The organism is Mycolicibacterium pyrenivorans, assembly GCF_025821625.1.
GTDB lineage: Bacteria > Actinomycetota > Actinomycetes > Mycobacteriales > Mycobacteriaceae > Mycobacterium > Mycobacterium pyrenivorans.
In genome coordinates this window covers 142701-168282 of the sequence record NZ_JACKSH010000151.1, presented here as the reverse complement: position 1 = coordinate 168282, position 25582 = coordinate 142701, and the positions used below count along the sequence as shown (strand labels likewise).

25 protein-coding genes, 1 tRNA gene and 1 pseudogene are annotated in these 25582 nt (G+C 66.9%); 13 read left to right on the top strand and 14 right to left on the bottom strand.

The features are described from left to right. Both H7I57_RS18895 and H7I57_RS18890 read right to left on the bottom strand, forming a co-directional pair. Positions 1 to 593, bottom strand: a pseudogene (locus tag H7I57_RS18895) (hypothetical protein); the annotation flags it as partial. Positions 594 to 744: 151 nt separating this feature from the next. Beyond that, a complete protein-coding gene (locus H7I57_RS18890) occupies positions 745 to 1380 on the bottom strand; it encodes a cutinase family protein (protein WP_264025267.1) in 636 nt (211 codons plus the stop codon). Between the two features lie 400 nt (positions 1381 to 1780). Between H7I57_RS18890 and H7I57_RS18885 the strand changes: the two genes are divergently transcribed. The 5 genes from H7I57_RS18885 to H7I57_RS18865 are packed head-to-tail and all read left to right on the top strand — an operon-like array spanning position 1781 to position 5606. Beyond that, positions 1781 to 2665 (top strand): glycoside hydrolase family 26 protein, encoded by an 885-nt coding sequence (locus H7I57_RS18885; protein WP_264025265.1) that lies wholly within the window; start codon positions 1781 to 1783, stop codon positions 2663 to 2665. Next, positions 2662 to 2895, top strand: a complete 234-nt coding sequence (locus H7I57_RS18880; protein ID WP_308204379.1) for a hypothetical protein — start codon at positions 2662 to 2664, stop codon at positions 2893 to 2895. Before H7I57_RS18885 ends, H7I57_RS18880 begins: the two co-directional genes overlap by 4 nt. Next, positions 2892 to 4865, top strand: a complete 1974-nt coding sequence (locus H7I57_RS18875) for a glycosyltransferase (protein ID WP_264025263.1) — start codon at positions 2892 to 2894, stop codon at positions 4863 to 4865. Before H7I57_RS18880 ends, H7I57_RS18875 begins: the two co-directional genes overlap by 4 nt. After that, positions 4865 to 5206: an STAS domain-containing protein gene (locus H7I57_RS18870; protein ID WP_264025260.1), complete on the top strand. Its 342-nt coding sequence runs from the start codon at positions 4865 to 4867 to the stop codon at positions 5204 to 5206. The genes H7I57_RS18875 and H7I57_RS18870 overlap by 1 nt, the downstream gene beginning before the upstream one ends. Then, positions 5193 to 5606 carry an ATP-binding protein gene (locus tag H7I57_RS18865; RefSeq protein WP_264025259.1) on the top strand — a complete coding sequence of 138 codons (414 nt, stop codon included), beginning with the start codon at positions 5193 to 5195 and terminating at the stop codon, positions 5604 to 5606. Before H7I57_RS18870 ends, H7I57_RS18865 begins: the two co-directional genes overlap by 14 nt. Here H7I57_RS18865 and H7I57_RS18860 read toward each other — a convergent pair. The 4 genes from H7I57_RS18860 to uvrB form a co-directional block, all read right to left on the bottom strand. Then, positions 5603 to 6982 carry an MFS transporter gene (locus H7I57_RS18860; RefSeq protein ID WP_264025258.1) on the bottom strand — a complete coding sequence of 460 codons (1380 nt, stop codon included), beginning with the start codon at positions 6980 to 6982 and terminating at the stop codon, positions 5603 to 5605. The two genes, H7I57_RS18865 and H7I57_RS18860, sit on opposite strands and share 4 nt — an antisense overlap. A 49-nt stretch (positions 6983 to 7031) precedes the next feature. After that, positions 7032 to 7102 (bottom strand) — tRNA-Cys (locus H7I57_RS18855). A gap of 60 nt (positions 7103 to 7162) precedes the next feature. Then, a complete protein-coding gene (locus H7I57_RS18850; RefSeq protein ID WP_264025256.1) occupies positions 7163 to 8578 on the bottom strand; it encodes an MFS transporter in 1416 nt (471 codons plus the stop codon). A gap of 39 nt (positions 8579 to 8617) precedes the next feature. After that, a complete protein-coding gene (gene uvrB / locus H7I57_RS18845; RefSeq protein ID WP_264025255.1) occupies positions 8618 to 10777 on the bottom strand; it encodes an excinuclease ABC subunit UvrB in 2160 nt (719 codons plus the stop codon). Between the two features lie 83 nt (positions 10778 to 10860). Between uvrB and H7I57_RS18840 the strand changes: the two genes are divergently transcribed. Continuing rightward, positions 10861 to 11373, top strand: a complete 513-nt coding sequence (locus H7I57_RS18840) for a ribonuclease FAU-1 family protein (RefSeq protein WP_264025283.1) — start codon at positions 10861 to 10863, stop codon at positions 11371 to 11373. Between the two features lie 112 nt (positions 11374 to 11485). After that, complete coding sequence (locus H7I57_RS18835; protein ID WP_264025253.1) at positions 11486 to 12034, top strand: hypothetical protein; 549 nt, start codon at positions 11486 to 11488, stop codon at positions 12032 to 12034. Here the strand turns inward: H7I57_RS18835 and coaE are convergent. Together coaE and rpsA are read right to left on the bottom strand one after the other, a co-directional pair. Next, a complete protein-coding gene (gene coaE, locus H7I57_RS18830) occupies positions 12031 to 13215 on the bottom strand; it encodes a dephospho-CoA kinase (protein WP_264025251.1) in 1185 nt (394 codons plus the stop codon). The genes H7I57_RS18835 and coaE overlap by 4 nt on opposite strands. Positions 13216 to 13285: 70 nt before the next feature. Continuing rightward, positions 13286 to 14728, bottom strand: a complete 1443-nt coding sequence (rpsA, locus tag H7I57_RS18825; RefSeq protein WP_264025249.1) for a 30S ribosomal protein S1 — start codon at positions 14726 to 14728, stop codon at positions 13286 to 13288. A 151-nt stretch (positions 14729 to 14879) separates the two neighbouring features. On the opposite strand from rpsA, the gene H7I57_RS18820 reads away from it, so the two are divergent. After that, on the top strand, positions 14880 to 16067 hold the full coding sequence (locus H7I57_RS18820; RefSeq protein WP_264025247.1) for a PrsW family intramembrane metalloprotease: 1188 nt from the start codon (positions 14880 to 14882) through the stop codon (positions 16065 to 16067). Here the strand turns inward: H7I57_RS18820 and H7I57_RS18815 are convergent. Further along, complete coding sequence (locus H7I57_RS18815; RefSeq protein WP_264025246.1) at positions 16052 to 16858, bottom strand: acyl-CoA thioesterase; 807 nt, start codon at positions 16856 to 16858, stop codon at positions 16052 to 16054. The genes H7I57_RS18820 and H7I57_RS18815 overlap by 16 nt on opposite strands. Before the next feature lie 135 nt (positions 16859 to 16993). Here H7I57_RS18815 and H7I57_RS18810 point away from each other — a divergent pair, with 135 nt between their 5' ends. After that, on the top strand, positions 16994 to 17584 hold the full coding sequence (locus H7I57_RS18810) for a TetR/AcrR family transcriptional regulator (protein ID WP_264025245.1): 591 nt from the start codon (positions 16994 to 16996) through the stop codon (positions 17582 to 17584). Between the two features lie 7 nt (positions 17585 to 17591). Here H7I57_RS18810 and H7I57_RS18805 read toward each other — a convergent pair whose 3' ends face one another. The 3 genes from H7I57_RS18805 to H7I57_RS18790 all read right to left on the bottom strand — a co-directional run bounded on the left by H7I57_RS18805 (position 17592) and on the right by H7I57_RS18790 (position 21734). Further along, positions 17592 to 17894: a carotenoid oxygenase family protein gene (locus tag H7I57_RS18805; protein WP_372510278.1), complete on the bottom strand. Its 303-nt coding sequence runs from the start codon at positions 17892 to 17894 to the stop codon at positions 17592 to 17594. A gap of 176 nt (positions 17895 to 18070) precedes the next feature. Beyond that, positions 18071 to 20821, bottom strand: coding sequence for a DNA polymerase I (gene polA / locus H7I57_RS18795; protein ID WP_308204378.1), 2751 nt, complete (start codon positions 20819 to 20821; stop codon positions 18071 to 18073). Positions 20822 to 20855: 34 nt separating this feature from the next. Continuing rightward, positions 20856 to 21734: a LysR family transcriptional regulator gene (locus H7I57_RS18790; RefSeq protein WP_264025243.1), complete on the bottom strand. Its 879-nt coding sequence runs from the start codon at positions 21732 to 21734 to the stop codon at positions 20856 to 20858. Positions 21735 to 21805: 71 nt separating this feature from the next. Here H7I57_RS18790 and H7I57_RS18785 point away from each other — a divergent pair, with 71 nt between their 5' ends. Beyond that, a complete protein-coding gene (locus H7I57_RS18785; protein WP_264025241.1) occupies positions 21806 to 22480 on the top strand; it encodes an alpha/beta fold hydrolase in 675 nt (224 codons plus the stop codon). Position 22481: 1 nt separating this feature from the next. Here the strand turns inward: H7I57_RS18785 and H7I57_RS18780 are convergent, their stop codons facing one another. Beyond that, positions 22482 to 22970, bottom strand: coding sequence for a hypothetical protein (locus tag H7I57_RS18780; protein WP_264025239.1), 489 nt, complete (start codon positions 22968 to 22970; stop codon positions 22482 to 22484). 13 nt (positions 22971 to 22983) lie between these two features. After that, positions 22984 to 23370, bottom strand: a complete 387-nt coding sequence (locus tag H7I57_RS18775; RefSeq protein WP_264025238.1) for a hypothetical protein — start codon at positions 23368 to 23370, stop codon at positions 22984 to 22986. Positions 23371 to 23528: 158 nt separating this feature from the next. On the opposite strand from H7I57_RS18775, the gene H7I57_RS18770 reads away from it, so the two are divergent. The 3 genes from H7I57_RS18770 (at position 23529) to H7I57_RS18760 (ending at position 25482) form a co-directional block, all read left to right on the top strand. Then, entirely contained in the window at positions 23529 to 23963 is a 435-nt protein-coding gene (locus H7I57_RS18770; protein WP_264025236.1) for a Zn-ribbon domain-containing OB-fold protein, read from the top strand. Beyond that, positions 23960 to 25159 carry a lipid-transfer protein gene (locus H7I57_RS18765; RefSeq protein WP_264025235.1) on the top strand — a complete coding sequence of 400 codons (1200 nt, stop codon included), beginning with the start codon at positions 23960 to 23962 and terminating at the stop codon, positions 25157 to 25159. Before H7I57_RS18770 ends, H7I57_RS18765 begins: the two co-directional genes overlap by 4 nt. 95 nt (positions 25160 to 25254) lie before the next feature. Then, positions 25255 to 25482, top strand: a complete 228-nt coding sequence (locus tag H7I57_RS18760) for a DUF167 domain-containing protein (protein ID WP_264025233.1) — start codon at positions 25255 to 25257, stop codon at positions 25480 to 25482. Positions 25483 to 25582: the final 100 nt, after the last annotated feature.

Below are 25582 nucleotides of genomic sequence, written 5' to 3'. Positions count from 1 at the left end.
GCCGCCGCCGGGATCGGAGCCGCCTCGGGCGGCGCAGCCGGGGGCACGGCCGCCGGCGCTCCCGGAAGCGCCTCCACCGATGCAGGCTCAGGGGTCGGTATCGCCGGCGGCACCGGCGGCACCGGCGCGGCGGCCTCGATGACGGCTGCTGCCGCAGGAAGGTCGGCAATCACCGGAACGGGTGGAACCGGCGGCACCGCAACAGGAATCGGCACTGCGCCGAGCGGAACCGAAGGTGCAGCAGGCGCAGCAACGGCGGCGGACTGCACCAGCTCCGCCATGGGAGCCGCCTCGATCGGGGGCGGCACCGGCCCAGACGCCGCCAGCGCCGTCATGCCGTGCACCACATCTGCCACGGGCACCGGCGGAAGTGGCGAAGATGCTTCGGGCACAACGCTGTTCAACGCACTGGCGGCGGCGTCGAGGGATTCGGGAACGCTGGGCGGCTCGGCGGCCAACTGTTGCACCATGTCGAAACACGGCACACCGGGACTCGGCTCGGCGGAGGCAGGTCCGCACCACAACAGCAGCGGCCAGACCACGCTCGCCGTGACAACAGTCGCGACGCCGATGCGATTCATGGTGGGTGACATGGTGTTTCCTTGAACTCTCTTCGGCGCCCCCACCTGTTGAGAACGTAGTCGGTTACTGAACTTACTCAAGTCGTAATTGCCGCGTTTATCGAACCGATACCGGGCGGAGCCCCCTCAGTGACAAGACAGCGATGACGCCGGCATCGCGTCGTCAGGCCTCCTCGTTGAGCACTTTGCGCGCCACATACATCGCCGCCTCATTCACCATCCCATTCCACAGATAGGAGTAGTGGGCGAACGGGTTGTTGCCTGTCGAACAGTAGGGATCCCCGGTGGCGCACAGGTCGATCGCCTTGTGCCCGTACTGCGGGCTGATCTCGGTGAGCGGGCCGAGCGCTGGCCGGTCGCGGGACGGATTGCCGAACACAGCGACTGCGGCGACATGATTCACCATCGTGTCGGGCAGCGGTGCGGGTGTGAAGAACCAGATTCGGCGGTTGCCGATGGTGATCAGATCGATCACAGCTGAACCTTGCGACATTCCACCGAGCACGATCTTGGTTTCCGGGCATAGACCCGCCACCTGTTGGACGTGCCTGTTGGCGTCCTGTGCGCCCTGGGAAGTCGACTTGGGGAAATTCCAGCTGGCCGGGTAGTCGACGGCGTACGTCGAGATCGTCTTGCCGCGCAGCTTCCACCTCAACGAGTTGATGAAAGCCCTGCCTATCAAGCCGAACCCGGCCTTGTCACTGGTGCCACGGGCGAAGACCACCTCGACATCGGGGCACGAGGCTGCCGCAGCAACGGAAGTATCGACATTGGCGCCGGACAAGAATGTCGCTGTCACCGCCCCAACACAGAGGAAACGGGCGAGCCGGCGTGTGCGCACCCGACAACGTTGACACATTTCAGCAAATGCGCACCCGGTGGCAACGCAACGGTGATCGAACAGTTGCCGATTTGTGTTGCAACAAAATCCCAGAAGAGCCGGAAGCGCGGATAATCCACTTCGGCGCTGGGGGTGGCACGTAACTGCCGGCCGACGTCATAGCGCCCAGCCGCTCGATCGAAGCCGGTTGGCCGGCAATGACTTTGATGGCCGTTGAGACCGCGCGCCGGCGCGAGCCGACCTTCTCGATGGAGGCAGGGTGTGCTCCCGCCGATTGCTGATCGTGTTGTCTGGTACCGGGGCGGCGCAAAGTCCGGATCCCCGCCGGGCAACCGGTGTTTGCCCTAGTCTCTACTGGGTGGGGACCCTGCACGACCGTCTTCTGTTCGGCCTTTCCACGGGGGGCGGGCCGTTTGCTATCGACGAGCTCACGGCCACGGCCGACGCCGTCGGTCGACCACTCGATTGGGTGCTGTGGTACGAGGAGTTCGACGCGGCACCCCCGGTCGACGCGGTCAGAGCAGTCTGCCAACTCGGCGCCCGGCCGGTCATCACGTGGGAACCCTGGCGCTGGGATGCGCGGCCCGCCCCACTGATGCATCTGCTTCACGTCGGGGTCTACGACGAGCATGTACGGCACTGGGCGAGGGAACTGTGCGCATCGGGTGTCACCGTCGATCTCAGATTCGGTCACGAGTTCAACGGTCACTGGTACCCGTGGAGTCCGTCCGCGGGAACCGAACCCGCGAGGTACATCCAGGTGTGGCGCCGGCTCCACGACATCTTCACACAGGAGGGCGCCACCGGGGTGCGCTGGATGTGGTCTCCGAACGCCGGGTTGCCCTCGAGTCCACGGCTCGAACAATGGTACCCCGGCGACGAGTACGTCGACCTCATCGGCGTCGATGGATACAACTGGGGAACCACCCGGGACTCGGGGGGTTGGATCGAACCCGCCGACCTCTTCGACGAGACGCTGGAGGAGATCCGGACGTTCGCAGGCACGCTGCCCGTCGTCATCGCTGAAGTGGCGTGCGCCGAAGCCGGCGGCTGCAAGGCGAACTGGATCGGAGCACTGGTGGACTATCTGAGCGCCCGACCCGAGGTCGTCGGGTTCATCTGGTTCGACCATGACAAGGAGACCGACTGGCGAATCACGAGTTCCCCCGAGTCGACTTCAGCGATGGCCGCTGCGCTGCACCACGTCACCGCCGACCGGGAGGACTGCGGGGTGTTGACGTGATGGGCAAAGGTCTGGGTGCGGCGATACTCACGGTGACGGTGCGCGCGGCGTTGCGAGCGGCCTCCCGGGCGGTCGAGTCCTGTGGCAGCGCAGGCGATCTCGCCGATGCCGTCAACGCCGCGTCCGCGCAGATCGACGCGGGTCACGGAATCGCCGCCGTGATTCGGCTCGACGGCGCGGTAGAACCACTCAACAGCAACGGCCCGCCACTCGGTGTGCTTCCGTCATGAGACATCGGTTGCCGGGGGAACCGGCCGGCAGCTATCCGTCACCGTGGTTGCGGCTTCTGATCCTGTGCACGGCGTTGCTGGGCATCAACTACATCGTGTGGCGCTGGGTCGCGTCGGTGAACTGGTCGGCGTGGTGGATCGCGGTGCCCCTCGTGATCGCCGAGACCTACAGCGTCATCGACTCGCTCCTCTTCAGTCTGACGATGTGGCGGCTGCTCCGCCGGAACCCGCCTCCCCCGCCCCCCGAAGGTGCCACGGTCGATGTCCTGATCACCACGTACAACGAGCCGATCGGCATGGTGATGGAGACCGCGGAGGCCGCGGCGGCGATCCGATACCCGCACAGGACTTGGATTCTCGATGACGGCGACCGGCGCGAGCTGGAAGCCGCCGCGGCCGACCGCAACATCGGCTACATCACGCGTTCGATGAGCTGGTCGGACAAGCCCCGCCACGCCAAGGCCGGAAACCTCAACAACGCCCTGTTCGAGACCGAGGGCGAGTTCCTTCTCATCCTCGACGCCGATCAGGTCCCCGAACCACAGATACTCGACCGCACCCTCGGGTACTTCCGTGACCCGCAGATGGCCCTGGTGCAGACCCCGCAGTACTTCCACAACGTGCCGTTCAGCGACCCTCTCGGCAGCCAGGCTCCCCTGTTCTACGGACCCATCCAGCAGGGCAAAGACGGATGGAACGCCGCCTACTTCTGCGGCTCCAACGCCGTGCTGCGCCGCGAAGCCCTGATGCAACTCGGCATCCGCGGGTACGTCCGCGCCGTCGAAGACGGTATCCGTCGCACCCTGTACACCGCCAGGAAGATCCTCAAAAAGGCTGCCGCACAGCCCGGGTCGGACGAGCCGCACGTGCGTACCGCCCTCGAAGCCGTTCGGGTCGCCGTCCGTGACGCCCGCGCCCAGTTGCGGGAGGAACGCCCCCTCGCCGACATCACCTACGAGTTCCAGCAACGGGTCGACGCCGCGGCGCGCTCGATCGTCGAAGCCGATGTCACCACGATGCGGGCGGACCTCGAAATCATCGCCGCGCTGCAGGAAGACCCCGAACAAACGTCGACGGCGGTGATCTTCGACGACGAGGCACTCGAATCACTGACCATGCGCGAGTGGTCTCCGCTCGGTGCACTCGAATCGATCAGCGCCATGGTCCGCGCCGTCGACGTCGGGCGCGACGACGAGGCTCAGCCGATGCTGCCGATGGCGACCATATCGGTCACCGAGGACATGGCGACGTGCATGCGCCTGCATGCGCAGGGGTGGCGGTCGGCCTACCACCACGAGGTTCTGGCGCGAGGCCTGGCGCCCGACGACGTCCGCACCATGCTCACGCAGCGGCTGCGCTGGGCTCAGGGCACCGTGCAGGTCATGCTGCGGGAGAACCCGTTGGTCCAGAAGGGCTTGAGCATCGGTCAGCGGCTCATGTACTGGGCGACGATGTGGAGTTACCTGGCGGGCTTCGCGGCGCTGGCCTACATCGCCGCACCCGCCATCTACCTGATCTTCGGCATCCTGCCCGTCAACGCATACAGCTGGGACTTCTTCGGCCGTCTCATTCCGTTCCTGCTGCTCAACCAGTTCATGTTCATCATCATCAGCCGCGGAACCCCGACCTGGCGGGGTCAGCAATACAGCCTCGCGCTGTTCCCGGTCTGGATCCGGGCCTGCGTCACGGCTTTCCGCAACGTCTACTTCGACCGCCCGCTGGGGTTCGCAGTGACGCCGAAGACGCGCCAGGCGCCGGGAGCGATCCCCTGGCACCTGGTGAAGTGGCAACTGGCGGCCATCGCGTTGCTCGCGGTGGCGTCGGTGATCGGGATCTTGCAGCTCTACTTCGGCGCAATCTCGGTGCTCGGCGTGGGAGTGAACCTGTTCTGGGTGTTGTTCGACGTGGTCATTCTCAGCGTGGTGTTCCAGGCGGTGCGTTACCGCGGACATGAAACGGAAGGGACTTGATGAGTCAGTTCGAGCGGAACACACTGGATTCCGGTGTCGTCGTGATCAAACCGACGGGAAAACTCAATATGGTGGCGGCACCCGCCTTGCGCAAGGAACTGCACGCGCTCGTCGACGGCGGGCAGAAGCACGTCGTCGTCGATCTCAGCACGACCGAACTCATCGATTCCTCGGGTCTGGGGGCGTTGATCTCCGGGCTCAAGGTGGCCAGGCAGGCCGGCGGTGATCTGCGCATCGCCGCGCCGAGCCGTCAGGTCACGACGGTGCTCGAACTGACCAACCTCAACAGGGTGCTGCGGACTCATCCGTCCCCGGAAAGCGCTTTCGATGACAAATCCTGACGAGCGCCGCGTTCTCGAAACCACCACCGGCCCAGAGACACTCGAGAAGATCCAGCGGATCCTCGACGAACTGTGGTCCGCCCATGACATCCCGGAACTGGTGCGCATGCACACCGATCTGGCCGTGAGCGAGATCGGTGCCAACATCATCGAGCATTCTGGCGACGGCGGTCCGGTGCGGCTGCGGATGGAGGTCGAGGTGGTGCCCGGCGTCGTGCGGGTCACCTTCACCGACAACGGCCATCCGGCACCGGTCGACCTGTCCCATGTCGCCATGCCCGACGAGATGTCAGAACGCGGGAGGGGCCTGGCCATCGCCTACCGGGTGCTCGACGAACTCTCCTACCGCCGCGACGGCGAGGGCAATCACTGGACGTTGGTGCGTCACATCGGTTCTTAGCGGGCAACCCCCGCATGGTCGTCGGTGGTGTCCAGCGACGCATCCTTGGTTTCGCGCATGATCAGGATCGCCACGAGGCTCAGCGACGCCGCAATGAACAGGTACAGGCCGACCCAGCCGACGCCGTACTGCGTCGCCAACCAGGTCGCGATGAACGGCGCCACGGCAGCACCGAGGATGCTCGCCACGTTGTAGGAGATCCCCGATCCGGTGTAGCGCACGTTCGTCGGGAACAGCTCGGGCAGAACGGCGCTCATCGGGCCGAAGGTGAAGCCCATCAACGTCATCCCGATCACCAGGAAGAGCAGCATCGTGCCGTACGAGATGTCGCCGGAGCCCAGCATCGGGGCGAACAGCCCGCCGTAGGCCATGATGCCGATCGTGACGAGCAACAGTACCCGCCGACGCCCGAAGCGGTCGGCCAGCCAGCCCGACAGCGGCAGCGTGCCGGCGAAGAACACCACGGCGATCAGCTGTAGCTGCAGGAAATCGACGTACGCGAACCCGAGGCCGGTGCCGTCGGGTGGTCGCTTGCCGGTGCCGAAGCTCAGCGCCCATGTCGTCACGATGTAGAACATCGTGTACGTCGCCAACATCACGAAGGTGCCGATGATCAGTTGCCGCCAGCTGCTTCGGAATACTTCAGCCAGTGGCGTTTTCACCTTCTCGCCGCGCGCCACCGCCCGGGTGAAAACGGGCGTCTCGATGATGCGCAGCCGCACGTAGAGACCGATGGCCACCATCACCGAGCTCAGCAGGAACGGGATGCGCCAGCCCCACGTCAAGAACGTGCCGTCGACATCGGGCTCGGCGGTGCTGTGTCCGAGCCAGAAGATGAGCGCCAGGAACAACCCGTTGGCCAGCAGGAACCCGATCGGCGCTCCGAGCTGCGGCCACATTGCCGCCCAGCCGCGCTTGCCGGGTTTTGCGGTCTCGGTGGCCAACAGCGCCGCACCACTCCATTCGCCACCCAGAGCCAGGCCTTGGGAGAAGCGCAGGACCGCCAGCAGCGCGGGTGCGACGATCCCCGCCTGGGCGTAGGTCGGCAGTAGCCCGATGGCGAACGTCGCGACGCCCATCAACAGCAGCGAGCCGACGAGGGTGGCCTTACGGCCCACTCGATCACCGAAATGTCCGAACAGGACCGACCCGACCGGACGAGCGACGAACGCGAGGCCGAAGGTGGCCAGCGACGCCAGGAGCGCCGTCGTCGGATCACTCTTCGGGAAGAAGAGATGCGGAAACACCGAGACCGCTGCGGTCGCGTAGATGTAGAAGTCGTAGAACTCGATGGTGGTGCCGACCATCGAGGCCATCACAATGCGTCGGCGGGGAACCCCGCCGACCAGATCGCTCTCCGCGACGTTGCTGCTCATCGTTGCGCCTCTCCGCCGTGGTTCGGCAAAGGGACATCATGCCAGCGCGAGCGAGTGACGGGATTCGAACCCGTGTAAACGGCTTTGCAGGCCGGTGCCTGACCACTCAGCCACACCCGCGTTGAGCACAACCCTGCCAAACACGGCTCGATCCGAACACCTTTCAGATCACCGTGATCGTCACCCGACGGTCCGCACCGCAGGCCGGCCGCTCCTCGTCGACGCCACCGCCGCCAGCGCCGCCAGCACAGCGAACGAGACGAACAGCCAGCGCGCGGCGGTGGCGTCCCCGACGTCGGTGAGGTTCACCACCACGCCGGCGAGTGCGGCACCGAACGCCGCCGAGATCACCTGCACGGTGTTGATGGCCGCCGCGGCCGCGGGTCCTTCCGCGGGGTCGTCCACCTTGCTCATCGCCCACGCCGACAGGTGCGGCCACGCGACCCCGATACCGGCACCGCTGATCACCAGGCCGACGGCCCACAGCGCCACGAACGCCGGCGAGGCGTCCTCGTGCTGGGTCAGCGCGGCGATCGTCAGACCCGTCGCCATCACCAACGGAGCGACCGCGACCGTGCGGACGATGACGTGGTGGCGGGTCAGCGACGCGCTGCTGATCTCGCCCACCGTCCAGCCGATCGCCAGCCCCGCGCTGAGGAACCCCGCAACCACCGGCGACAGGTGGGCCAGCCGTTGACCGAACATCGGAACGTACATGTCCACCATCGTCGCGGCCATCAACGCGCCCAACGTCAGGTAGATCCACTTCAGCGGCCCCTTGCCGAAAGCGCTGGGGGGCAACACCGATGCCGAAAGGCGACGGTCGACGACCAGAAACACCGCGACGAGTGCGAACCCCGCCGCCACCAGGACCGCCGTGGCCCATGCGTGGCGCGGTATACCCGCGACGCTGACCAGCAGCGCGGCGCCGCCGAGGAGAAGCAACGACCACACCGGGATCCGGACCCGCCCCTCGGCCATGGAGACCGTCGTGTCCCGGCGGCCCGGCAGGGCGAGCGGCACCAACAGCGACATCGTCGCGGTCATCACCACGAGAGCGCCGAACGCCCATCGCCACGAACTGTATTGGGCGAACAGCCCACCCGCGGCGGGCCCGAGCAGCGTCCCGACGCCCCACATCGCGGACACGAGTGCAGATGCCTTCGTCCACAACGAGTTCGGCAGCGCTGTGTTGATCACCGCGTACCCCAGCCCGGCGAGCAGACCGCCCGCAGCGCCCTGGACGGTTCTGCCGACGAGCAGCATCTCCATGTTGGGCGCGGCGGCACAGCCGAGGCTGCCCAGACCGAAGACGCTGAGGGCCGACAGGTACGCCCACCTCGGGCCCAGCCGCATCAGGACGGAGTGCACCGTCGTCGCAGCCATCACCGAACCGACGAGGTACACCGTCGTCACCCAGGCGTAGAACCGCTGGCCCCCGATATCGCCGACGGCGCTGGGCATCAGGCTGATCGTGAGGAACTCGTTGGTGGCATACAGCGCCACCCCGCCGGCGAGCACGGTGCAGGCTCCGAGGGTCTTCGGGCTCGCAAGCTCGCGCCAGCTGCCCGTCGCGAGAATCGCGGTGTCGGTCACGAACTAGACCGTAGAACCTCAACAGCCCTTGAGATCAACTCACTTGAGGCCGGCGGCATCCATGCCGCGGAGTTCCTTCTTCAGGTCGGCGATCTCATCACGGATGCGTGCCGCCAGCTCGAACTGGAGATCCCTTGCGGCGGCCATCATCTGCGCGGTCATGTCCTTGATGAGATCAGCCAACTCGGCCCGCGGCATGTTCGAGGTGTCGCGGCCCTCGAACACCCCCGCGCTCACCGCGCGGCCGGGCTCACCCTGCGCGCGCCGGCCCCGGGACGCGTTGCGGCCGGAGCCGCCGACCTCCACGGACTCGGTGTCGTCGGCCTCGCGGTACACCTGGTCGAGGATGTCGGCGATCTTCTTGCGCAACGGAGTCGGGTCGATCCCATGTTCGGTGTTGTAGGCGATCTGTTTCGCCCGGCGCCGATCCGTCTCGTCTATGGCCTGCTTCATCGAGTCGGTCATGGTGTCGGCATACATGTGCACCTCGCCGGACACGTTCCTGGCGGCGCGGCCGATGGTCTGGATCAGGCTGCGCGGCGAGCGCAGAAAGCCTTCCTTGTCGGCGTCGAGGATCGCCACCAGCGACACCTCGGGAAGGTCGAGGCCCTCCCGGAGCAGGTTGATGCCGACGAGCACGTCGTACTCCCCGAGCCGCAGTTGGCGCAGCAACTCGACCCGGCGCAGCGTGTCGACCTCGGAGTGCAGGTATCGGACCCGGATTCCCATCTCGAGCAGGTAATCGGTGAGGTCCTCGGCCATCTTCTTCGTCAACGTCGTGACCAACACCCGCTCGTCGCGCTCGGTGCGCTTGCGGATCTCCCCGATGAGGTCGTCGATCTGGCCCTTGGTGGGTTTGACGATGACCTGCGGGTCGACCAGGCCGGTCGGCCGGATCACCTGCTCGACGAACTCGCCGCCGGCCTGGCTGATCTCGTACGCGCCGGGGGTGGCCGACAGGTACACCGTCTGGCCGATCCGGTCGGCGAACTCCTCCCACGTCAACGGCCGGTTGTCGACAGCAGACGGCAGCCGGAAACCGAAGTCGACGAGGTTGCGCTTGCGCGACATGTCGCCTTCGTACATGCCGCCGATCTGCGGCACCGTCACGTGCGACTCGTCGATGACGAGCAGGAAATCCTCGGGGAAGTAGTCGATCAGGGTTGCGGGCGCCGTGCCGGGACCGCGTCCGTCGATGTGGCGGGAGTAGTTCTCGATGCCGGAGCAGAACCCGACCTGGCGCATCATCTCGACGTCGTAGTTGGTCCGCATCCGCAGCCGCTGGGCCTCCAGCAGCTTGCCCTGACCCTCGAGCTCGGCCAGCCGCTCCTCGAGCTCGGCCTCGATGGACGAGATCGCCTGGGCCATCCGCTCGGGGCCCGCCACGTAGTGCGTTGCCGGGAAGACCCGCAGCGACTCAACCTTGCGGACCACGTCGCCGGTCAACGGGTGCATGTAGTAGAGCGCCTCGATCTCGTCCCCGAAGTACTCGATGCGCACCGCGAGTTCCTCGTAGGACGGGATGATCTCGACCGTGTCTCCGCGCACCCGGAAAGACCCACGGGTGAACGCCATGTCGTTGCGGTTGTACTGCACATCGACCAGCAGCCGCAGCAGCGCGTCGCGCGGCACCTCGTCGCCGACGTTCAGTTCCACCGAGCGGTCCAGGTACGACTGCGGTGTCCCCAGGCCGTAGATGCACGACACCGAGGCCACCACCACCACGTCCCGGCGCGACAGCAGGCTCGACGTGGCCGAGTGTCGCAACCGCTCGACGTCGTCGTTGATCGAGCTGTCCTTCTCGATGTAGGTGTCGGTCTGCGCGATGTAGGCCTCGGGCTGGTAGTAGTCGTAGTACGACACGAAGTACTCGACTGCGTTGTGCGGCAACATCTCCCGAAGCTCGTTGGCGAGCTGGGCGGCGAGCGTCTTGTTGGGCGCCATCACCAGGGTGGGACGCTGGAGACGCTCGATCAACCACGCGGTGGTGGCCGATTTGCCGGTGCCGGTGGCGCCGAGGAGCACGACGTCACGCTCCCCCTCGCGGATGCGGCGCTCGAGTTCGTCGATGGCTGCGGGCTGGTCGCCGGCGGGTTCGAACTCGCTGACCACGTCGAAGCGACCCCCGGCGCGGACGATCTGGTCCACGGGGCGGTGTTCGGAGTGCGCGAGCACCGGGTGTTCGGTCGCGAAAGCCATGTTCACCAGGGTAGAACCCGGGACCGACAACGTCTCTTCCCGACGCTGCCCCGCCAACCCCACCAGGGCTTATCCTGGTCGGCATCCACCCTCCCAAACACGAGACATTCGACCTCGCGGCGCACACCAACACCGACCCCAAGGGCATTGTCCGGGCGGTGGACGTCTACACGGTCCTGCCGTGGGGGCTGTACATGGCCCGGCCGACGCCGGGGCGCACGCAGTTCCACTACATCGAGTCGTGGCTGCTGCCCTCCCTGGGGCTTCGCGTCACGGTGTTCCACTTCAACCCGGGCCACGAGCGCGACCAGGACTTCTACCTCGACATCGGCGACTACCTGCCGGGACCGACCGCGTGGCAGGGCGAGGATCACTACCTCGACCTGATCCTGAGCACCGGCACGGGGGTGCAGATCACCGACGTCGACGAACTTCTCGCCGCGGTCCGACACGGCGTGCTCAGGCCGGAGTGCGGGGAACGGGCCATCCGCACCGCCGTCACCACCGTCGACGCGCTGGCCAGGCACGATTACGACCTGCACCGCTGGCTTGCAGGCATAGGTATGCCGCTGACCTGGCGCGGCACGGACGGCTGACGCCGACGCTGCTCGACGATGTGTAACGGTTGGCCGCCGGGTGCCGATCTTGATTCCGATGGCAACCACTATGTATTTGTCCGGGCAGGGGCGGCCGGTATTCTCTCGTCACGTGGGTCCCACCAAGCGCACCCGGACGGCAACTGCGGCAGCCGCGGCCGCGGTGGTGGCCGCCCTGCTGGCGCCGGCGGCCGCATCGGCCCAGCCCGACGGCACCCAGACCGAGGCCCAACCGGCGCCCGCCGAGCCCGAAATCCTGCACAACGTCATCTACCGCGCCCGGGCGGACGGCACATCGCGCGGAGCGGTGGTCGCCTACAAGATGGATGACCAGAACGTCAACAGCGCGCAGCCCGCGCTGCTGCCCGGCCAGACCTTCGAGATCAACGCGGTGCTGGACGACCCCAACCTGGCGGGCATGGAGCTTTCGATCGAGTGGCCCTACGGATCCAACCTGCACTGCGAGATCCTGGTCGACGACCAGGTCGTGGCCAAGGCCGACCAGTTCATCGCGCCCCGGCTGTTCAGGCCGAAGGACGATCCGCTGTACGGAGTGCTTCAATGCGGCGCGCCGTTGAACCTTCCGATCGACGGTGCCACCCCCACCGACCCGGGTCCGGACCCGCTGCCGCAGGCCGACGCCTCGGTGCCACCGGCCTAGGGCCGCCACCCGGTGGTGTCCGCCCACTCCCAGGCCCTGCAGTAGGCGTCCAGGAACCACGGCTCCTTCGCTTCGGCGTACGCGCCGGTGTCGCGATGCCCCTGGGATGCCACCCGACGCTTGAGCTCCAGATAATCCGCCTGGACCGCCGGATTGGACTTCAGCCAGTCGACGAACAGCAGGGCGAACTGCTGGCCCGGCCAGCCGTCGACCCGGACGTGCACGTTGGTGGGGCGACCCGGATCTGCCGAGCAGTACAGCCGCTTCCGCCACTCGGACGGATCGTCGGTGTGGGCGACATCGTGCGTGACGGCCGTGCGCGGATATCCGGCCGCCAGCAATGCCTCGGCGAGGTCGTCGGCGACCTCCAGCGATGCGACGGTGACCTGGACGTCGATGACGTCCTTGGCGGCCATGCCGGGAACCGCGGTGGAACCGACGTGGTCGACCCTGGACGCATGGTGCCCACACGCGGTGCGCAGTCGCGCCAGGATGCGTTGAGCCTGGGCGGGCCACTGCGGGTCCGACGCCACCAGGTGTGGCTCGGCGTACGCCGGATGGCCTGCCTGGAGGTTGTGGGCGAACGGCTGGATGCGTTCGTGCCAGAGCGCACGGGCCTTCTCGATGAGGTCTGCGGCGGTGCCGGAATTGTCGAGCCAGACATCGGCGACTGCGCGCCGCTGCGCCTCGGTGGCCTGCGCGGCGATGCGCGCCCGCGCGTCCTCTTCGCTGAAGTTACGGTACTCGATGAGGCGGCGTACCCGAAGGTCCTCGTCGGCGTGCACGATTACCACCAACGGGAACATCGGGGCCATCTGCGACTCCACGAGCAACGGAATGTCCTCGACGATCACCGGGTTCTTCGAGGCCTCGAGCGCATTCGCGATCAGCTCCGAACGCCGGTGCGCCACAAGCGGATGCACGATGCCGTTCAGCGTCGCGCGCTTGTCCTCGTCGCTGAACGCGATCGCGGCCAGCGCCGGTCTGTCAAGGGCGCCGTCCGCCTGCAGGATCCCGTCGCCGAACGCCTCGACCAGCTTGGCCAGTCCCTCGGTGCCGGGTTCGACGACCTCGCGGGCGATGACGTCCCCGTCGACGACGACGGCCCCGAGCTCACTGAACGTGGCGGACACCGTGGACTTACCCGCTCCGATTCCTCCGGTCAACCCAATGCGCAGCACCGCACCAGTCTGTCAGGCCGCGAAACGACGAAGACCCCGGCATGAGCCGGGGCCTTCGGTCGGTTACGGATTAAGCGTTGCCTGCGAGCTTCTCGCGCAGCGCAGCGAGCTGGGCGTCGCTGGCCAGCGACCCACCGCTCGACGGCTCCTCGGAACGGGACGAACCGTTCGAGACGGGCTTGGCAGCCTCCTCGGCCTCCGCAGCGGCGAACTTCTCCATCTGCGCGGTGTGCATCTTGTGACGACGCTCGGCCTCGGCGTACCGCGCCTCCCACTCGTCACGCTGCTTCTCGAAGCCTTCGAGCCACTCATTGGTGTCGGCGTCGAAGCCCTCGGGGAAGATGTAGTTGCCCTGCTCGTCGTAGCTGTCGGCCATGCCGTACTTCCAGGCCTCGAACTCTTCGGTGTAGTCCTCGTTGGCCTGCTTGAGGCTCAGCGAGATCCGGCGCCGCTCCAGGTCGATGTCGATGACCTTGACCATCGCGTCGTCGCCGACCTGGACCACCTGGTCCGGGACCTCGACGTGACGCTCGGACAGCTCGGAGATGTGCACCAGACCCTCGATGCCCTCCTCGACGCGGACGAACGCACCGAACGGCACCAGCTTGGTGACCTTGCCGGGCACGATCTGACCGATCGCGTGGGTACGGGCGAAGTGGCGCCACGGGTCTTCCTGAGTGGCCTTGAGCGACAACGAAACCCGCTCGCGATCCATGTCGACGTCGAGCACCTCGACGGTGACCTCGTCGCCGACCTGGACGACCTCGGACGGGTGGTCGATGTGCTTCCAGGACAGCTCGGAGACGTGCACCAGGCCGTCGACACCGCCGAGATCGACGAACGCGCCGAAGTTGACGATCGAGGACACGACACCCTTGCGGATGGCGCCCTTGGTGAGCTGGTTCAAGAATTCACTACGAACTTCGCTTTGTGTCTGCTCCAGCCAGGCGCGGCGGGACAGCACCACGTTGTTGCGGTTCTTGTCGAGCTCGATGATCTTGGCCTCGATCTCCTTGCCGATGTACGGCTGCAGATCGCGGACACGACGCATCTCGACCAACGACGCGGGCAGGAAGCCGCGCAGGCCGATGTCGAGGATCAGGCCACCCTTGACGACCTCGATGACGGTGCCCTTGACGGCCTCGTCCTTCTCCTTGAGCTCCTCGATGGTGCCCCAGGCGCGCTCGTACTGAGCACGCTTCTTGGACAGGATCAGGCGGCCTTCTTTGTCCTCCTTGGTGAGGACCAGAGCTTCGACCTCGTCGCCGACGGACACAACCTCATTGGGGTCGACGTCGTGCTTGATGGACAGCTCGCGAGAAGGGATGACGCCTTCGGTCTTGTAGCCGATGTCGAGCAAGACTTCGTCGCGGTCGACCTTGACGATGGTCCCTTCGACGATGTCGCCATCGTTGAAGTATTTGATGGTCTTGTCGATGGCGGCGAGAAAATCCTCAGCCGAGCCGATGTCGTTGACGGCTACTTGCGGCGAGGTGACGGAGGGACTTGGCATGTGGTGGGTTGCTCCGGACAGGGTGATCGTAGGGACAGTTTTTGTTTCTTGGTTTGCACCTGCGAGTAATGCGCACACAGGTACACGTTGAGGTTACTCGACGGGGCACATGCAGGACAAACCCGGTTCCGCTGGCGGCTACCCTGCTGAGGTGTCATACGCCGGCGCACCGGGGCCGCCCCATCCACTCCCAGCGCCGTTCGGGCGCCGCGTCCGCAAGGTCGGCGCACCGCTGGGGGTGATCATCGCCCTCGGCACTCTCGCGGGTCTGATCGTCATCCTGCTGACCGCGCTCAACCCGGTCGGGACAGCGGTCGGTTTCGTGCTGTCCAGCATCGCGATGACGCTGGTCGTGCTGGCCTACCTGTGGCTGGACCGGTGGGAGCCCGAACCGCCACGACTGCTCGTGTTCGCGTTCCTCTGGGGTACGTCGGCGGCGGTGGTCATCGCCTCGGTACTGCAGATCGCCCTCGAGTCCTGGGTCGCCGCCGGGACCGCGCATTCGTCGGCGATCAGCCCGTTCACGCTGATCGTCGGGGCACCGGTCACCGAGGAGGCCGCCAAGGGCCTGTTCCTGCTGATCATGATGACCGGCGTGCGCCGCAACGAGCTGAACTCGCTGACCGACTGCCTGGTCTACGCCGGGTTGGTCGGAGCAGGGTTCGCCTGGCTGGAGGACATCCTCTACATCGCCAACGGCGACAGCCTGGCCGATTCACTGTTCACCGCCGCGTTGCGGCTGGTCATGTCGCCGTTCGCCCACTCACTGTTCACCACGCTGCTCGCCGTCGGCGTGTGGTTCGCGTTGCACAGGCGAAGCGGTGTCGCCAAGGCCGGCTGCATCCTGCTCGGTTACGTCGGGGCGGTGGTCCTGCACTCCATGTGGAACGGTTCGTCACTGCTGGGCGCCGGGGCCTATTTCGGCCTCTACGTGTTCTGGATGGTGCCGATCTTCGCGCTGGCCATCGCCCTCGCGGTCAACAGCAGGCGCCGGGAACAGCACGTGGTCAGCGCCAAGCTGCCCGGCATGGTGGCCGCGGGTGTGGTGTCGCCCAACGAGGCGACCTGGCTGGGCTCCATCCGCACCCGCAAGCTGGCGGTCGCCGAGGCGACGCGATTCGGCGGCAGGCAGGCCGGCGAGTCGGTCAAGACGTTCGCCCACCAGGTCGTGGAGTTGGCGTTCGTGCGGGACCGCATCGACCGCGGTTTCGGTGATCAGCGGGTGACCGGCCTGCTCTACGAGCAGGCGTACGGGGTGTACGCCGCAAGGAGCGCAGCACCTGCGCTGACACAGCTGGCGGGTTACCGCGCGCCGGTGACTCCTCAGTCCTTGAAATAGACCAGTTGGTGGGTGGTGACCAGCAGCTCACCAGCCCGGCTCCAGATCTGAGCCGACTGATCGAAGTACCCGCGGGAGAACCGGTGCGCCCGGGCGCGGCCCAGGATGAAATCGGTGTCCACGGCCGCCAGGTCGGGTCCGTCGGCGTGGAAGTACGTCGTCAGCGAGATCGTCCCGGCCGGCGACATGGCACCCCGGCGCAGGAACACGCGCGGATAGAAGATGTCGCTCATCGCCGTGAGCGCGGCGAAGTCCAAGGCTCGGCCCCGCCGGTCACGCACCCAGAGCGAGGTGGCCGACGAGGGCGCCGGTTCGGCCGCGTCGCCCGGCACCGCCCCTTCGACGTAGCGCATCTCGTAGTTGTGCGCCCACACGATGGATTCCGGCAGTCCCGTCGGCGCCAGCCCCTCCGGCCCGGGCACCGCCGCGGGCTCGAGTTCGGTGTCCGACCACGTGTCGCGCCGGATGCCGAAGACCGCGGTGGCATTGGTCCTGACCGAGCCCTCCTGCCAGAGCTCCACCAGCCAGTGCTGATTGGTTCGATTGGTCCGAACGATCGTGCACGCGATGTCGAAAGCGCCGTCGGCCACGGGTGCGGTGAAGTTCACCGTGAGCGACACCGGTTCGCCGATCCGGTCGGGATGGTTCTCGACAGCGCGTAGCAGCAGCGCCGCAGTCACGCCGCCGAAGGGTCCGACCATGTTCGCCCATTGCGACCGGGTGTGCCCACGTGCCCAGCCGGGGTCCGTGGGCCGCAACTCGAGAGCGTCGTCGAAGGGATGGTCCGGCATCGTGATCGTCCTTCCTCAACGACGGCACCTCATCAGCTATTATGGTTTCCACCATAACGGGGTCCGTGCTTCACACCGCACCGGTGCTGTCGCTTAACCCGTTGATGCTCAGATTCTTTGATGTGGGGAGGGCCGATGGCACGGGATACCCGCCGGGGAATGATCATCACCGCCGTGCAGGTGCTGCGTGAGCGGGGCGCCGACGGACTCACCGTCGAGGAGGTCCTGCTGCGCAGCGGCGCCCCGAAGGGTTCGGTGTACTACCACTTCCCCGGGGGCCGGACGGAGTTGCTCGACGAGGCGCTCACGTATGCGGGGAACACCGTCTCGGCGCTGTTGAACAGGGCGGCGACCGATGGACCGGAGTCGGTACTGCAGGAGTTCATCGACATCTGGCGCCACGTCTTGACCGACAGTGGATACACGGCGGGGTGCCCGGTGGTCGCGGTGGCTGTGAGCCGAACGGAGAGTGAGGAATTGGCCGACAAGGCCCGCGGGTTCTTCAACCAGTGGGCCACCGCGCTGACGAACGCGTTCCTGGCCGAAGGCATGAGCGAGTCGACGGCGCGCCAACTCGCGACGCTGTCGATCGCCACGATCGAGGGCGCGGTCGTGTTGTGCCGCGCTCACCGCAGCATCACTCCACTGGAGGACGCCCTGGCTCAGCTTCGGACGCTGATCAACTGCCACCGGTTCGCCCGCGACAACTTCACCCTCGCGCCGTGATGGACCGTTATGGGAAGTACCATAACCGAGAGGCGTCGACCTGACCGTCAGCGGCGTCGAACACCATCAGCCTGCTGCGATGCCGGCTCTCGTCGTACCCCCCGCTGAGCACCCACCCGTCGTCCTCCGCGACGCCCCCCGGTCGCGCCACAAAGGTGGGCTCGACGAGGACATTGCCTGCCGCACAGTATATTTGGCTGACCCCGGTCCGATGATCGATCCGGGCGGCACCATGGCAGTGGTACCTCGCGGGCTCCTGCACCGCGACGTAGGAGAAGTCGTGCCGCATGGTGGAGCGTCGTTGATCCATCTGTGGGAACTCGCAGCCTCGGTACGGCGGGTGATTTCGGCGAGTAGACACTGCGCCGTCCGGTCGCTGAGTGCCGCGAGGAGGGCTTTGCGGTTGGGATACATCGCGTACACCGCCGACCGGACGACCGCGTCGACGCTTCTCGGGCTTCACATCCAGAAGCGTACGAGGCCGGCCTAATGCGCCGCCGAATCCCAGCTGCAGCCGTAGCCGACGGAGACCTCCAGCGGCACATTGAGCGGATAAGCATTGCCCATGTGCTCGCGCACCAGCGCGTCGAGCGCGTCGCGCTCGCCGTCGGCGACCTCGAACAACAACTCGTCGTGCACCTGCAGCAGCATCCGTGAGGTCAGCCCGGCGTCCTTGATCGCCCGGTCGACGTTGATCATCGCAACCTTGATGATGTCGGCGGCGCTCCCCTGGATCGGCGCGTTGAGGGCAGCACGTTCGGCCGCCTCGCGGACATTCCGGTTGCTGCTGTCCAGCTCCGGCAGGTAGCGCCGCCTGCCGAACACCGTCGAGGTGTAGCCGTCCTTGCGGGCCTGGTCGACGACGTCACGCAGGTAGTCACGCACTCCACCGAACCGGTCGAAGTACTGGTCCATCTGGACCTTCGCCTCTTCGGTGGAGATCTTCAGCTGAGCGGCCAGGCCGTAGGCGCTCAGGCCGTAGGCCAACCCGTACGACATGGCCTTGACGCGACGACGCAGTTCGGCGGTGACCTCGTCGATCGGCACCGAGAACGCCCGGGATGCGACGAACGAGTGCAGGTCCTCACCGGTGTTGAACGCTTCGATCAGGCCCTCGTCCTGGGACAGATGCGCCATGATCCGCATCTCGATCTGGCTGTAGTCGGCCGTCATCAGGTCGGAGTAACCCGCCCCATCGGACGAGCCGACCACGAAGGCATCACGGATGCGCCGCCCGGCCTCGGTCCTGATCGGGATGTTCTGCAGGTTGGGCTCGGTGGACGACAGCCGTCCGGTCGCAGCGATCGTCTGGTTGAACGTCGTATGAATGCGGCCGTCGGAGGCGACCGCGTTGAGCAGCCCGTCCACGGTCACCTTCAGCCGGGTGGCGTCGCGGTGGGTCAACAGGTGCTGCAGGAAAGGATGCCCGGTCTTGTCGAACAGGGACTGCAGCGCATCCGCGTCGGTGGTGTACCCGGTCTTGGTGCGCTTGGTCTTCGGCATCTCCAGTTCGTCGAACAGCACGACCTGCAGCTGCTTGGGCGACCCGAGGTTGATCTGCTTGCCGATCACCGAATACGCCCCTTCGGCGGCGTCGCGGATCTGGCCGGCGAACTCGCTCTGCAACTCGGAGAGCTTCTCCAGGTCCACGGCGATACCGGCCGTCTCCAACTCGGCCAGCACGCGCTGCACAGGCAGCTCCATGTTGCCGAGCAGCTCCGAGGAGTCGATGCGGGCCAGCTCCTCGTCGAGCGCGTCGGCGAGGTCCTTGACCGCACCGGCACGAAGCAGCAACGTCTGCACCGCCTGGTCGTCGACGCCGTCGCTGTCGTCGAGCAGTGAAAGCTGTTGCTGCTCAGGGTTATCCGCGCGTAGCTCACGCTTGAGGTACCGCAGGGACAGGTCGTCGAGCGCGAAGCTGCGCTGCCCGGGGCGGACCAGGTAGGCAGCCAGCGCGGTGTCCGAGGTGACACCGGCCAACGTCCAGCCGCGGCCCTGCACGTCGTGCATCGCGAGCTTGGCCTCGTGCAGCGCCTTCGACGGGCCAGGGTCGGCCAACCACGACGCCAGCGCGGCTTCATCGCCGGGATCCATCGTCGCGGTGTCGATGAACCGGCCATCACCGTCGGCCGCGACGATCGCCACCGCGGTGGCGTCGCTGTCGAACGCGAGGTGATTGCCGACCACCGCGAGCCCGAACCGCCCCTGGCTGCGCTCGGCGAGCCACGCCGCCAGCGTTCCCGGCTCCAGCGCCCCGCCGCGGACGTCGAAACCCTCCTCGACCTCGGGGTCGGCCGAGGCCAGCGTGTCGAACAGGCGGTCTCGCAGCACCCGGAACTCGAGGTCGTCGAACAGGCGGTGGATGTGGTCGCGATCCCAGGGCTGCATTCGCAGCGTGTCGGGCGTCTGCGCCAGCGGCACATCCTTGACGAGATCGGTGAGCTCCCGGTTGAGCACGACACTGGAGACGTGGGCACGCAGCGCGTCGCCGACCTTGCCCTTGACCTTGTCCACGTTGTCGACCAGTGCCTGGAGCGAACCGTATTCGGCGATCCACTTGGTCGCGGTCTTCTCCCCCACGCCAGGAATGCCGGGGAGGTTGTCGCTGGGGTCACCGCGCAGGGCCGCGAAGTCCGGGTACTGAAGCGGTGTGAGCCCGTACTTCTCCACGACGGCCTCGGGTGTGAACCGCGTCAGCTCGCTGACGCCCTTGCGGGGATAGAGCACGGTGACGTCGTCGCTGACCAGCTGCAGCGAGTCCCGGTCGCCGGTGACCACCAGGACCCGGTAGCCGGCGTCCTCGGCCTGGGTGGCGAGTGTGGCGATCACATCGTCGGCCTCGAAGCCTGCCTCGGCGAGCACCGTGATGCCGAGTGCGCCGAGCACCTCCTTGGTGATGTCGATCTGACCGCGGAACTCGTCGGGCGTCGCGGAGCGGCCCGCCTTGTACTCGGGGTACTTCTCCAGCCGGAACGTCTGGCGGGACACGTCGAACGCGGCCGCGATGTGGCTGGGCTGCTCGTCGCGCAGCAGGTTGATCAGCATGGCGGTGAAGCCGTACACCGCGTTGGTGGTCAGCCCGCTCTGGGTCTTGAAGTTCTCGGCGGGCAGCGCGTAGAACGCGCGGAACGCCAACGAATTGCCGTCCAGAAGCATCAGAGTCGGCTTGTCGCCGGCCTGACCGGCGCCTGCTGTCGTGCCTGCCGTGGTTTCCGATGCGGTCTTGGCTGGGCTCACGGCCTTCACTCTAGGCACCGGCCACGACATGTGATCAGCCGCCGGCGGTCATCCGGCGGGCCCGGTCACAGAGTCGGCGGGCCGCCGGTCCGGCCATGTCCCGGCGCCATGCCCACACCAGGCGTCCCCGCAGCTCGGGGTCCAGTCTCATCGGATGCAGGTCTGCCCGGTCGCGCGCCATCGACTGTGGCACGATCGCCACCCCGAGGCCGTGCCGTGCCAGCTCGACGAGTTCCAGCGGGTTGGTGGCCTCGAACGCGATTCGTGGATGGAGTCCCGCGGCCGCGCAGGCCGCGTCGAGCCTGGAGCGCAGGCCGGTGCCGACGGGCAGCGAGATCAGCGGGTGCTCACACAGCTTGTCCAACGGCAACGACTTGCGGCGCGTCAGCGGGTGCCCCCGGACCACCGCCGCTTCGATGGCCTCATCGGTGATGACCTCGATGTCCGAGCCGGGCAGGTCTTCGTCGACGCCGATCGAGACGATCACGACGTCCAGAAGACCGTCCTGGAGCTTGTCGATGAGGACTTCGGAATTGTCGGTGGTCAGGGTGATCTCGACCGCCGGATGGCTCGCGTGGAAGTCGGCGATCAACCCGGCGACGTCTATCGGGTGCAGCGTCACGGTTCCGATCGCCACCGCACCCCGAACCACATCTGCCACTTCGTCCACGGCCGATTGCGCGTCGCGGATCGCGGCGAGCGCGGCCCTGGCGTGCGGCAGCAGCGCGGCACCGGCCTGCGTGAGCCGCACCTCGCGGCTGGTGCGGTTCAGCAGCGGCTGCCCGACCAGGCGTTCGAGGCGCTGGATCTGAGCGCTGACCGCGGGCTGGGCCACCCGTTCGCGTCGGGCCGCCCTGGTGAAACTGCGTTCCTCGACGACCGCGACGAAATACTCGAGCTGACGTAGTTCCATAAGACCTAGTTATAGCTCGAGTCGCAAGTTTCTATTGGACTTATAGATGCATCCTCGGCCACCGTGGAGCCATGACGACCTATGTTCTCGTTCCCGGAATGTGCCACGGCGCATGGTGTTTCGACGGCCTGGCCGCATCACTGCGGTCAGCGGGCCACCACGTCCTCGCGATCACGCCGACCGGTGTCGCCGAGCGTTCCCACCTGATGCCCGGTGCGGTCAACCTCGACACCCACACCACCGACGTCCTCGCCGCCGTCGAGAACGACACCACCGCGAGCGATGAACTGATCCTCGTCGGGCACAGCTACGGCGGGATGGTGATCACCGGTGTCGCCGACCGCATCCCCGACCGCGTGGATTCGCTGGTGTTCCTCGACGCCGTGGTCCCCCGCGACGGCGAGGCGTGCTGGGACCTCGTCAACGACGAGGAGCGCCAGTGGTACGTCGAGGTCGACGACACGGGATTCGGGGTGCCTCCGATGCCGTTCTTCGATGAGCGCGCCACCGCGCATCCGCTCGCCACCGTCATGCAGCCGCTGCGTCTGCGGGGCGACCTCAACCGGTTCCGCCGCCGCGTGTTCGTCTACGCGCAGGACTGGCCGGGCGAGTCGCCGCTACAGGAGTCCTACGACCGCGTCCGCGATGATCCGCACTGGACCACCCACGAACTCGACGGCAAGCACAACCTGATGCGGGACAACCCAGAGGATCTGCTGCGCATCCTGCTCGATGCGGCGCGGTGACTCAGATCGGCCGCGCGCCCGGCTCCCCCCGGGTGGAACCCGATGGTGGCGAGCCGAGTTGACCGGTGCGGATCCAGTCGATCGCCATGTCGTGAGGATTTTTCGGATCGACCGAGACCGCGAGTAGCCGGCCAGGCTGCACGCGAGCGGTGTGTAGGTGCGTCACCACCTCGTCGAAGACGGCGCCGTAGGACGCCGACCCGTCGTCACGAACCGCCCGACCCTGGATACGCAGGACCGGCGACAGATCCATGTAGGAGCCGACCGTCCAGACACCCTCGACGGTGACGGTGGCCGCCAGGCCCCCGCCGTTCGTCAGCTGCGAGTGCCGCATCATCTTCATGCCGATCTCGCCGGCGTCGGCGGCCTCGTGGATCCGGTTCGGGATGTCGCCGATCTGGCCGAGGAACGACGACGGCCGTCCCTGCGACTCCAGGAACTGCTTGTTGGCGCCGTACATCCGCGCCCAGTCCTTGAACGGGTTGGGCATTGGGCCGGTCCCGTCAGTATCCGAGGAACTTGCGGAACTGCTGGCCGACGGCCATCGACTGGCCCATCCGCTGCACCCAGCCGTCCAGTGCCGCCTTGGTGTCGGTCGGGTTCCACCCGCGTTCCTGGGCGAGGGTGATCATGCCGGCCTCGTCGTTGATGCCACGAGCCTGTGCATCGCGTGCGAGCGCGGCATAGTCCTCGAGTGAGATGCCGTTGATGGGCTGCCAGATCGGGTCGTCCCCCGCCACCGACCGGGTCGATGGGCCGCCGAACGCGGCCGGATCGATCGGCCCGGCCCCGTGAACGTGCATCGCGCCCGGACCCTGTGGCCCCGGCTGGGGAGCGAACGCCTGCTGTGCCTGCTCGGCCGCTTCCTTGGCCTTCTTGAAAAATCCCATATCGGTCTCCGATTGTCCGGGTCCCAGACGGTGATGTCCGGGACGCTGCTCACGCACGAGTCGACACGAGCCGATCCGCTACCGATCCCAACATCCCCACGGGGAGCCGAACTGGAACACGTTTCAGTTTCAAGGTCGGAGTCGGTACGCTGACCCGCGTGTCAGCATCTACGCAGCCCGCGGTAGACGGGTGGTTCGCCACCGACGGTTCCGGCTCTCCGTACCTGATCGGCGGCAAATGTCACGAATGCGGGACCTACGTCTTTCCGCCGAGGGCCAACAACTGCCCCAACCCCGGCTGCGACGGTGACGACCTCGCTCAGGTCCCGCTGTCACGCCGCGGGAAACTGTGGAGCTACACCGAGAACCGGTACGCGCCACCTCCGCCCTATCCGTCCCCTGACCCGTTCGAGCCCTTCGCCGTCGCGGCGGTCGAGCTGGCCGACGAGGGAATCATCGTGCTGGGCAAGGTCGTCGAGGGCACGCTCGCGGCCGACCTGAAGGTCGGGATGGAGATGGAGCTGGACATCATGCCGCTGTACGTCGACGACGACGGCGTCGAACGCATCGTCTACGCCTGGAGGATCGCATGAGTCCCGAACCCGTTTACATCCTCGGTGCGGGCATGCACCCCTGGGGCAAGTGGGGACGCGACTTCACCGAATACGGCGTCGTCGCCGCGCGCGCCGCGCTGGCCGAGGCCGGTCTGGACTGGCGCCAGATCCAACTTGTCGCGGGCGCCGACACGATCCGCAACGGCTATCCGGGCTTCGTCGCGGGCTCGACGTTCGCGCAGAAGCTGGGCTGGAACGGCGTCCCGGTGACCTCGAGCTACGCCGCGTGCGCCAGCGGTTCGCAGGCGCTGCAGAGCGCCCGTGCCCAGATCCTGGCCGGGTTCTGCGACGTCGCGCTGGTGATCGGCGCCGACACCACCCCCAAGGGCTTCTTCGCCCCGGTCGGCGGCGAGCGCAAGAACGACCCGGACTGGCAGCGGTTCCACCTGATCGGCGCCACCAACACCGTCTACTTCGCGCTGCTCGCGCGGCGGCGAATGGACCTCTACGGCGCCACGCTGGAGGACTTCGCGCAGGTCAAGGTCAAGAACGCGAAGCACGGGCTGGACAACCCGAACGCGCGCTACCGCAAGGAAGCCACCGTCGAGGACGTCCTCGCGAGCCCGGTGGTGTCCGACCCGCTGCGCCTGCTCGACATCTGCGCGACGTCCGACGGCGCGGCCGCGCTGATCGTGGCGAGCAAGTCGTTCGCCGAGAAGCACCTCGGCTCCGTCGAGGGTGTGCCATCGGTGCGGGCCGTCAGCCTGCAGACCCCGCAGTATCCGCAGCATCTTCCCGAATTGCCCGATATTGCAACGGATTCCACCGCGGTGGTGCCGGCGCCGGAGCGGGTCTTCAAGGACCAGATCCTCGACGCCGCCTACGCCGAGGCCGGCCTCGGGCCCGAGGATCTCAGCCTGGCCGAGGTCTACGACCTGTCCACCGCGCTGGAACTCGACTGGTACGAGCATCTGGGCCTGTGCGCCAGGGGCGAGGCCGAGCAGCTGCTGCGCAGCGGGGCGACGACCATCGGCGGCCGGATCCCGGTCAACGCGTCAGGCGGGCTGGCGAGCTTCGGCGAGGCCATCCCCGCCCAGGCCATCGCGCAGGTCTGCGAATTGACCTGGCAGCTCAAGGGTCAGGCGACGGGCCGTCAGGTCGAGAACGCGAAGGTCGGCATCACCGCCAACCAGGGCCTCTTCGGCCACGGCTCGTCGGTGATCGTCGCGCGCTAGCTCGGGTGGCCGGCTTTCACCGCGAGCTCGCGTGTTTGCACGCCGACGCGCCGCGAATGCTGGCATTTTGCGCGTGCTCGTCGTTCAATAGGGCGATGGCCGAGGTGGTTTCGGTGCGGGTCAAACCCGGCAGCACCAAGGGGCCGCTGGTCGAGACCGGTACCGACGGCGAGTTGACCGTCTACGTGCGCGAGCGGGCGGTCGAGGGAAAGGCGAATGACGCGGTGGTCCGCGTCCTCGCCGAACATCTCGGGGTTCCCCGCAGTCGCATCGAACTGGTCGCAGGCACCACATCCCGCGTAAAGCGCTTCCGCATCGGGTGACAGGACGCCGAACGTGCGCACGCGAAAGGCACGCCGAACGTACGGTTTCTGACGGATTTCGCCCGATTTCCGTCACAAATCGTACGCTCGGCGAGATTTG

Bases quoted from the DNA above. Each gene is read 5' to 3' on its own strand.
- H7I57_RS18810 (WP_264025245.1), top strand. From the start codon at position 16,994: ATGGCACGGGATACCCGCCGGGGAATGATCATCACCGCCGTGCAGGTG.
- H7I57_RS18765 (WP_264025235.1), top strand. From the start codon at position 23,960: ATGAGTCCCGAACCCGTTTACATCCTCGGTGCGGGCATGCACCCCTGG.
- H7I57_RS18875 (WP_264025263.1), top strand. From the start codon at position 2,892: ATGAGACATCGGTTGCCGGGGGAACCGGCCGGCAGCTATCCGTCACCG.
- H7I57_RS18865 (WP_264025259.1), top strand. From the start codon at position 5,193: ATGACAAATCCTGACGAGCGCCGCGTTCTCGAAACCACCACCGGCCCA.
- H7I57_RS18805 (WP_372510278.1), bottom strand. From the start codon at position 17,894: ATGGATCAACGACGCTCCACCATGCGGCACGACTTCTCCTACGTCGCG.
- H7I57_RS18870 (WP_264025260.1), top strand. From the start codon at position 4,865: ATGAGTCAGTTCGAGCGGAACACACTGGATTCCGGTGTCGTCGTGATC.
- H7I57_RS18860 (WP_264025258.1), bottom strand. From the start codon at position 6,982: ATGAGCAGCAACGTCGCGGAGAGCGATCTGGTCGGCGGGGTTCCCCGC.
- H7I57_RS18815 (WP_264025246.1), bottom strand. From the start codon at position 16,858: ATGCCGGACCATCCCTTCGACGACGCTCTCGAGTTGCGGCCCACGGAC.
- H7I57_RS18775 (WP_264025238.1), bottom strand. From the start codon at position 23,370: ATGGGATTTTTCAAGAAGGCCAAGGAAGCGGCCGAGCAGGCACAGCAG.
- H7I57_RS18780 (WP_264025239.1), bottom strand. From the start codon at position 22,970: ATGCCCAACCCGTTCAAGGACTGGGCGCGGATGTACGGCGCCAACAAG.
- rpsA (WP_264025249.1), bottom strand. From the start codon at position 14,728: ATGCCAAGTCCCTCCGTCACCTCGCCGCAAGTAGCCGTCAACGACATC.
- uvrB (WP_264025255.1), bottom strand. From the start codon at position 10,777: ATGGCTTTCGCGACCGAACACCCGGTGCTCGCGCACTCCGAACACCGC.
- H7I57_RS18790 (WP_264025243.1), bottom strand. From the start codon at position 21,734: ATGGAACTACGTCAGCTCGAGTATTTCGTCGCGGTCGTCGAGGAACGC.
- H7I57_RS18785 (WP_264025241.1), top strand. From the start codon at position 21,806: ATGACGACCTATGTTCTCGTTCCCGGAATGTGCCACGGCGCATGGTGT.
- H7I57_RS18760 (WP_264025233.1), top strand. From the start codon at position 25,255: ATGGCCGAGGTGGTTTCGGTGCGGGTCAAACCCGGCAGCACCAAGGGG.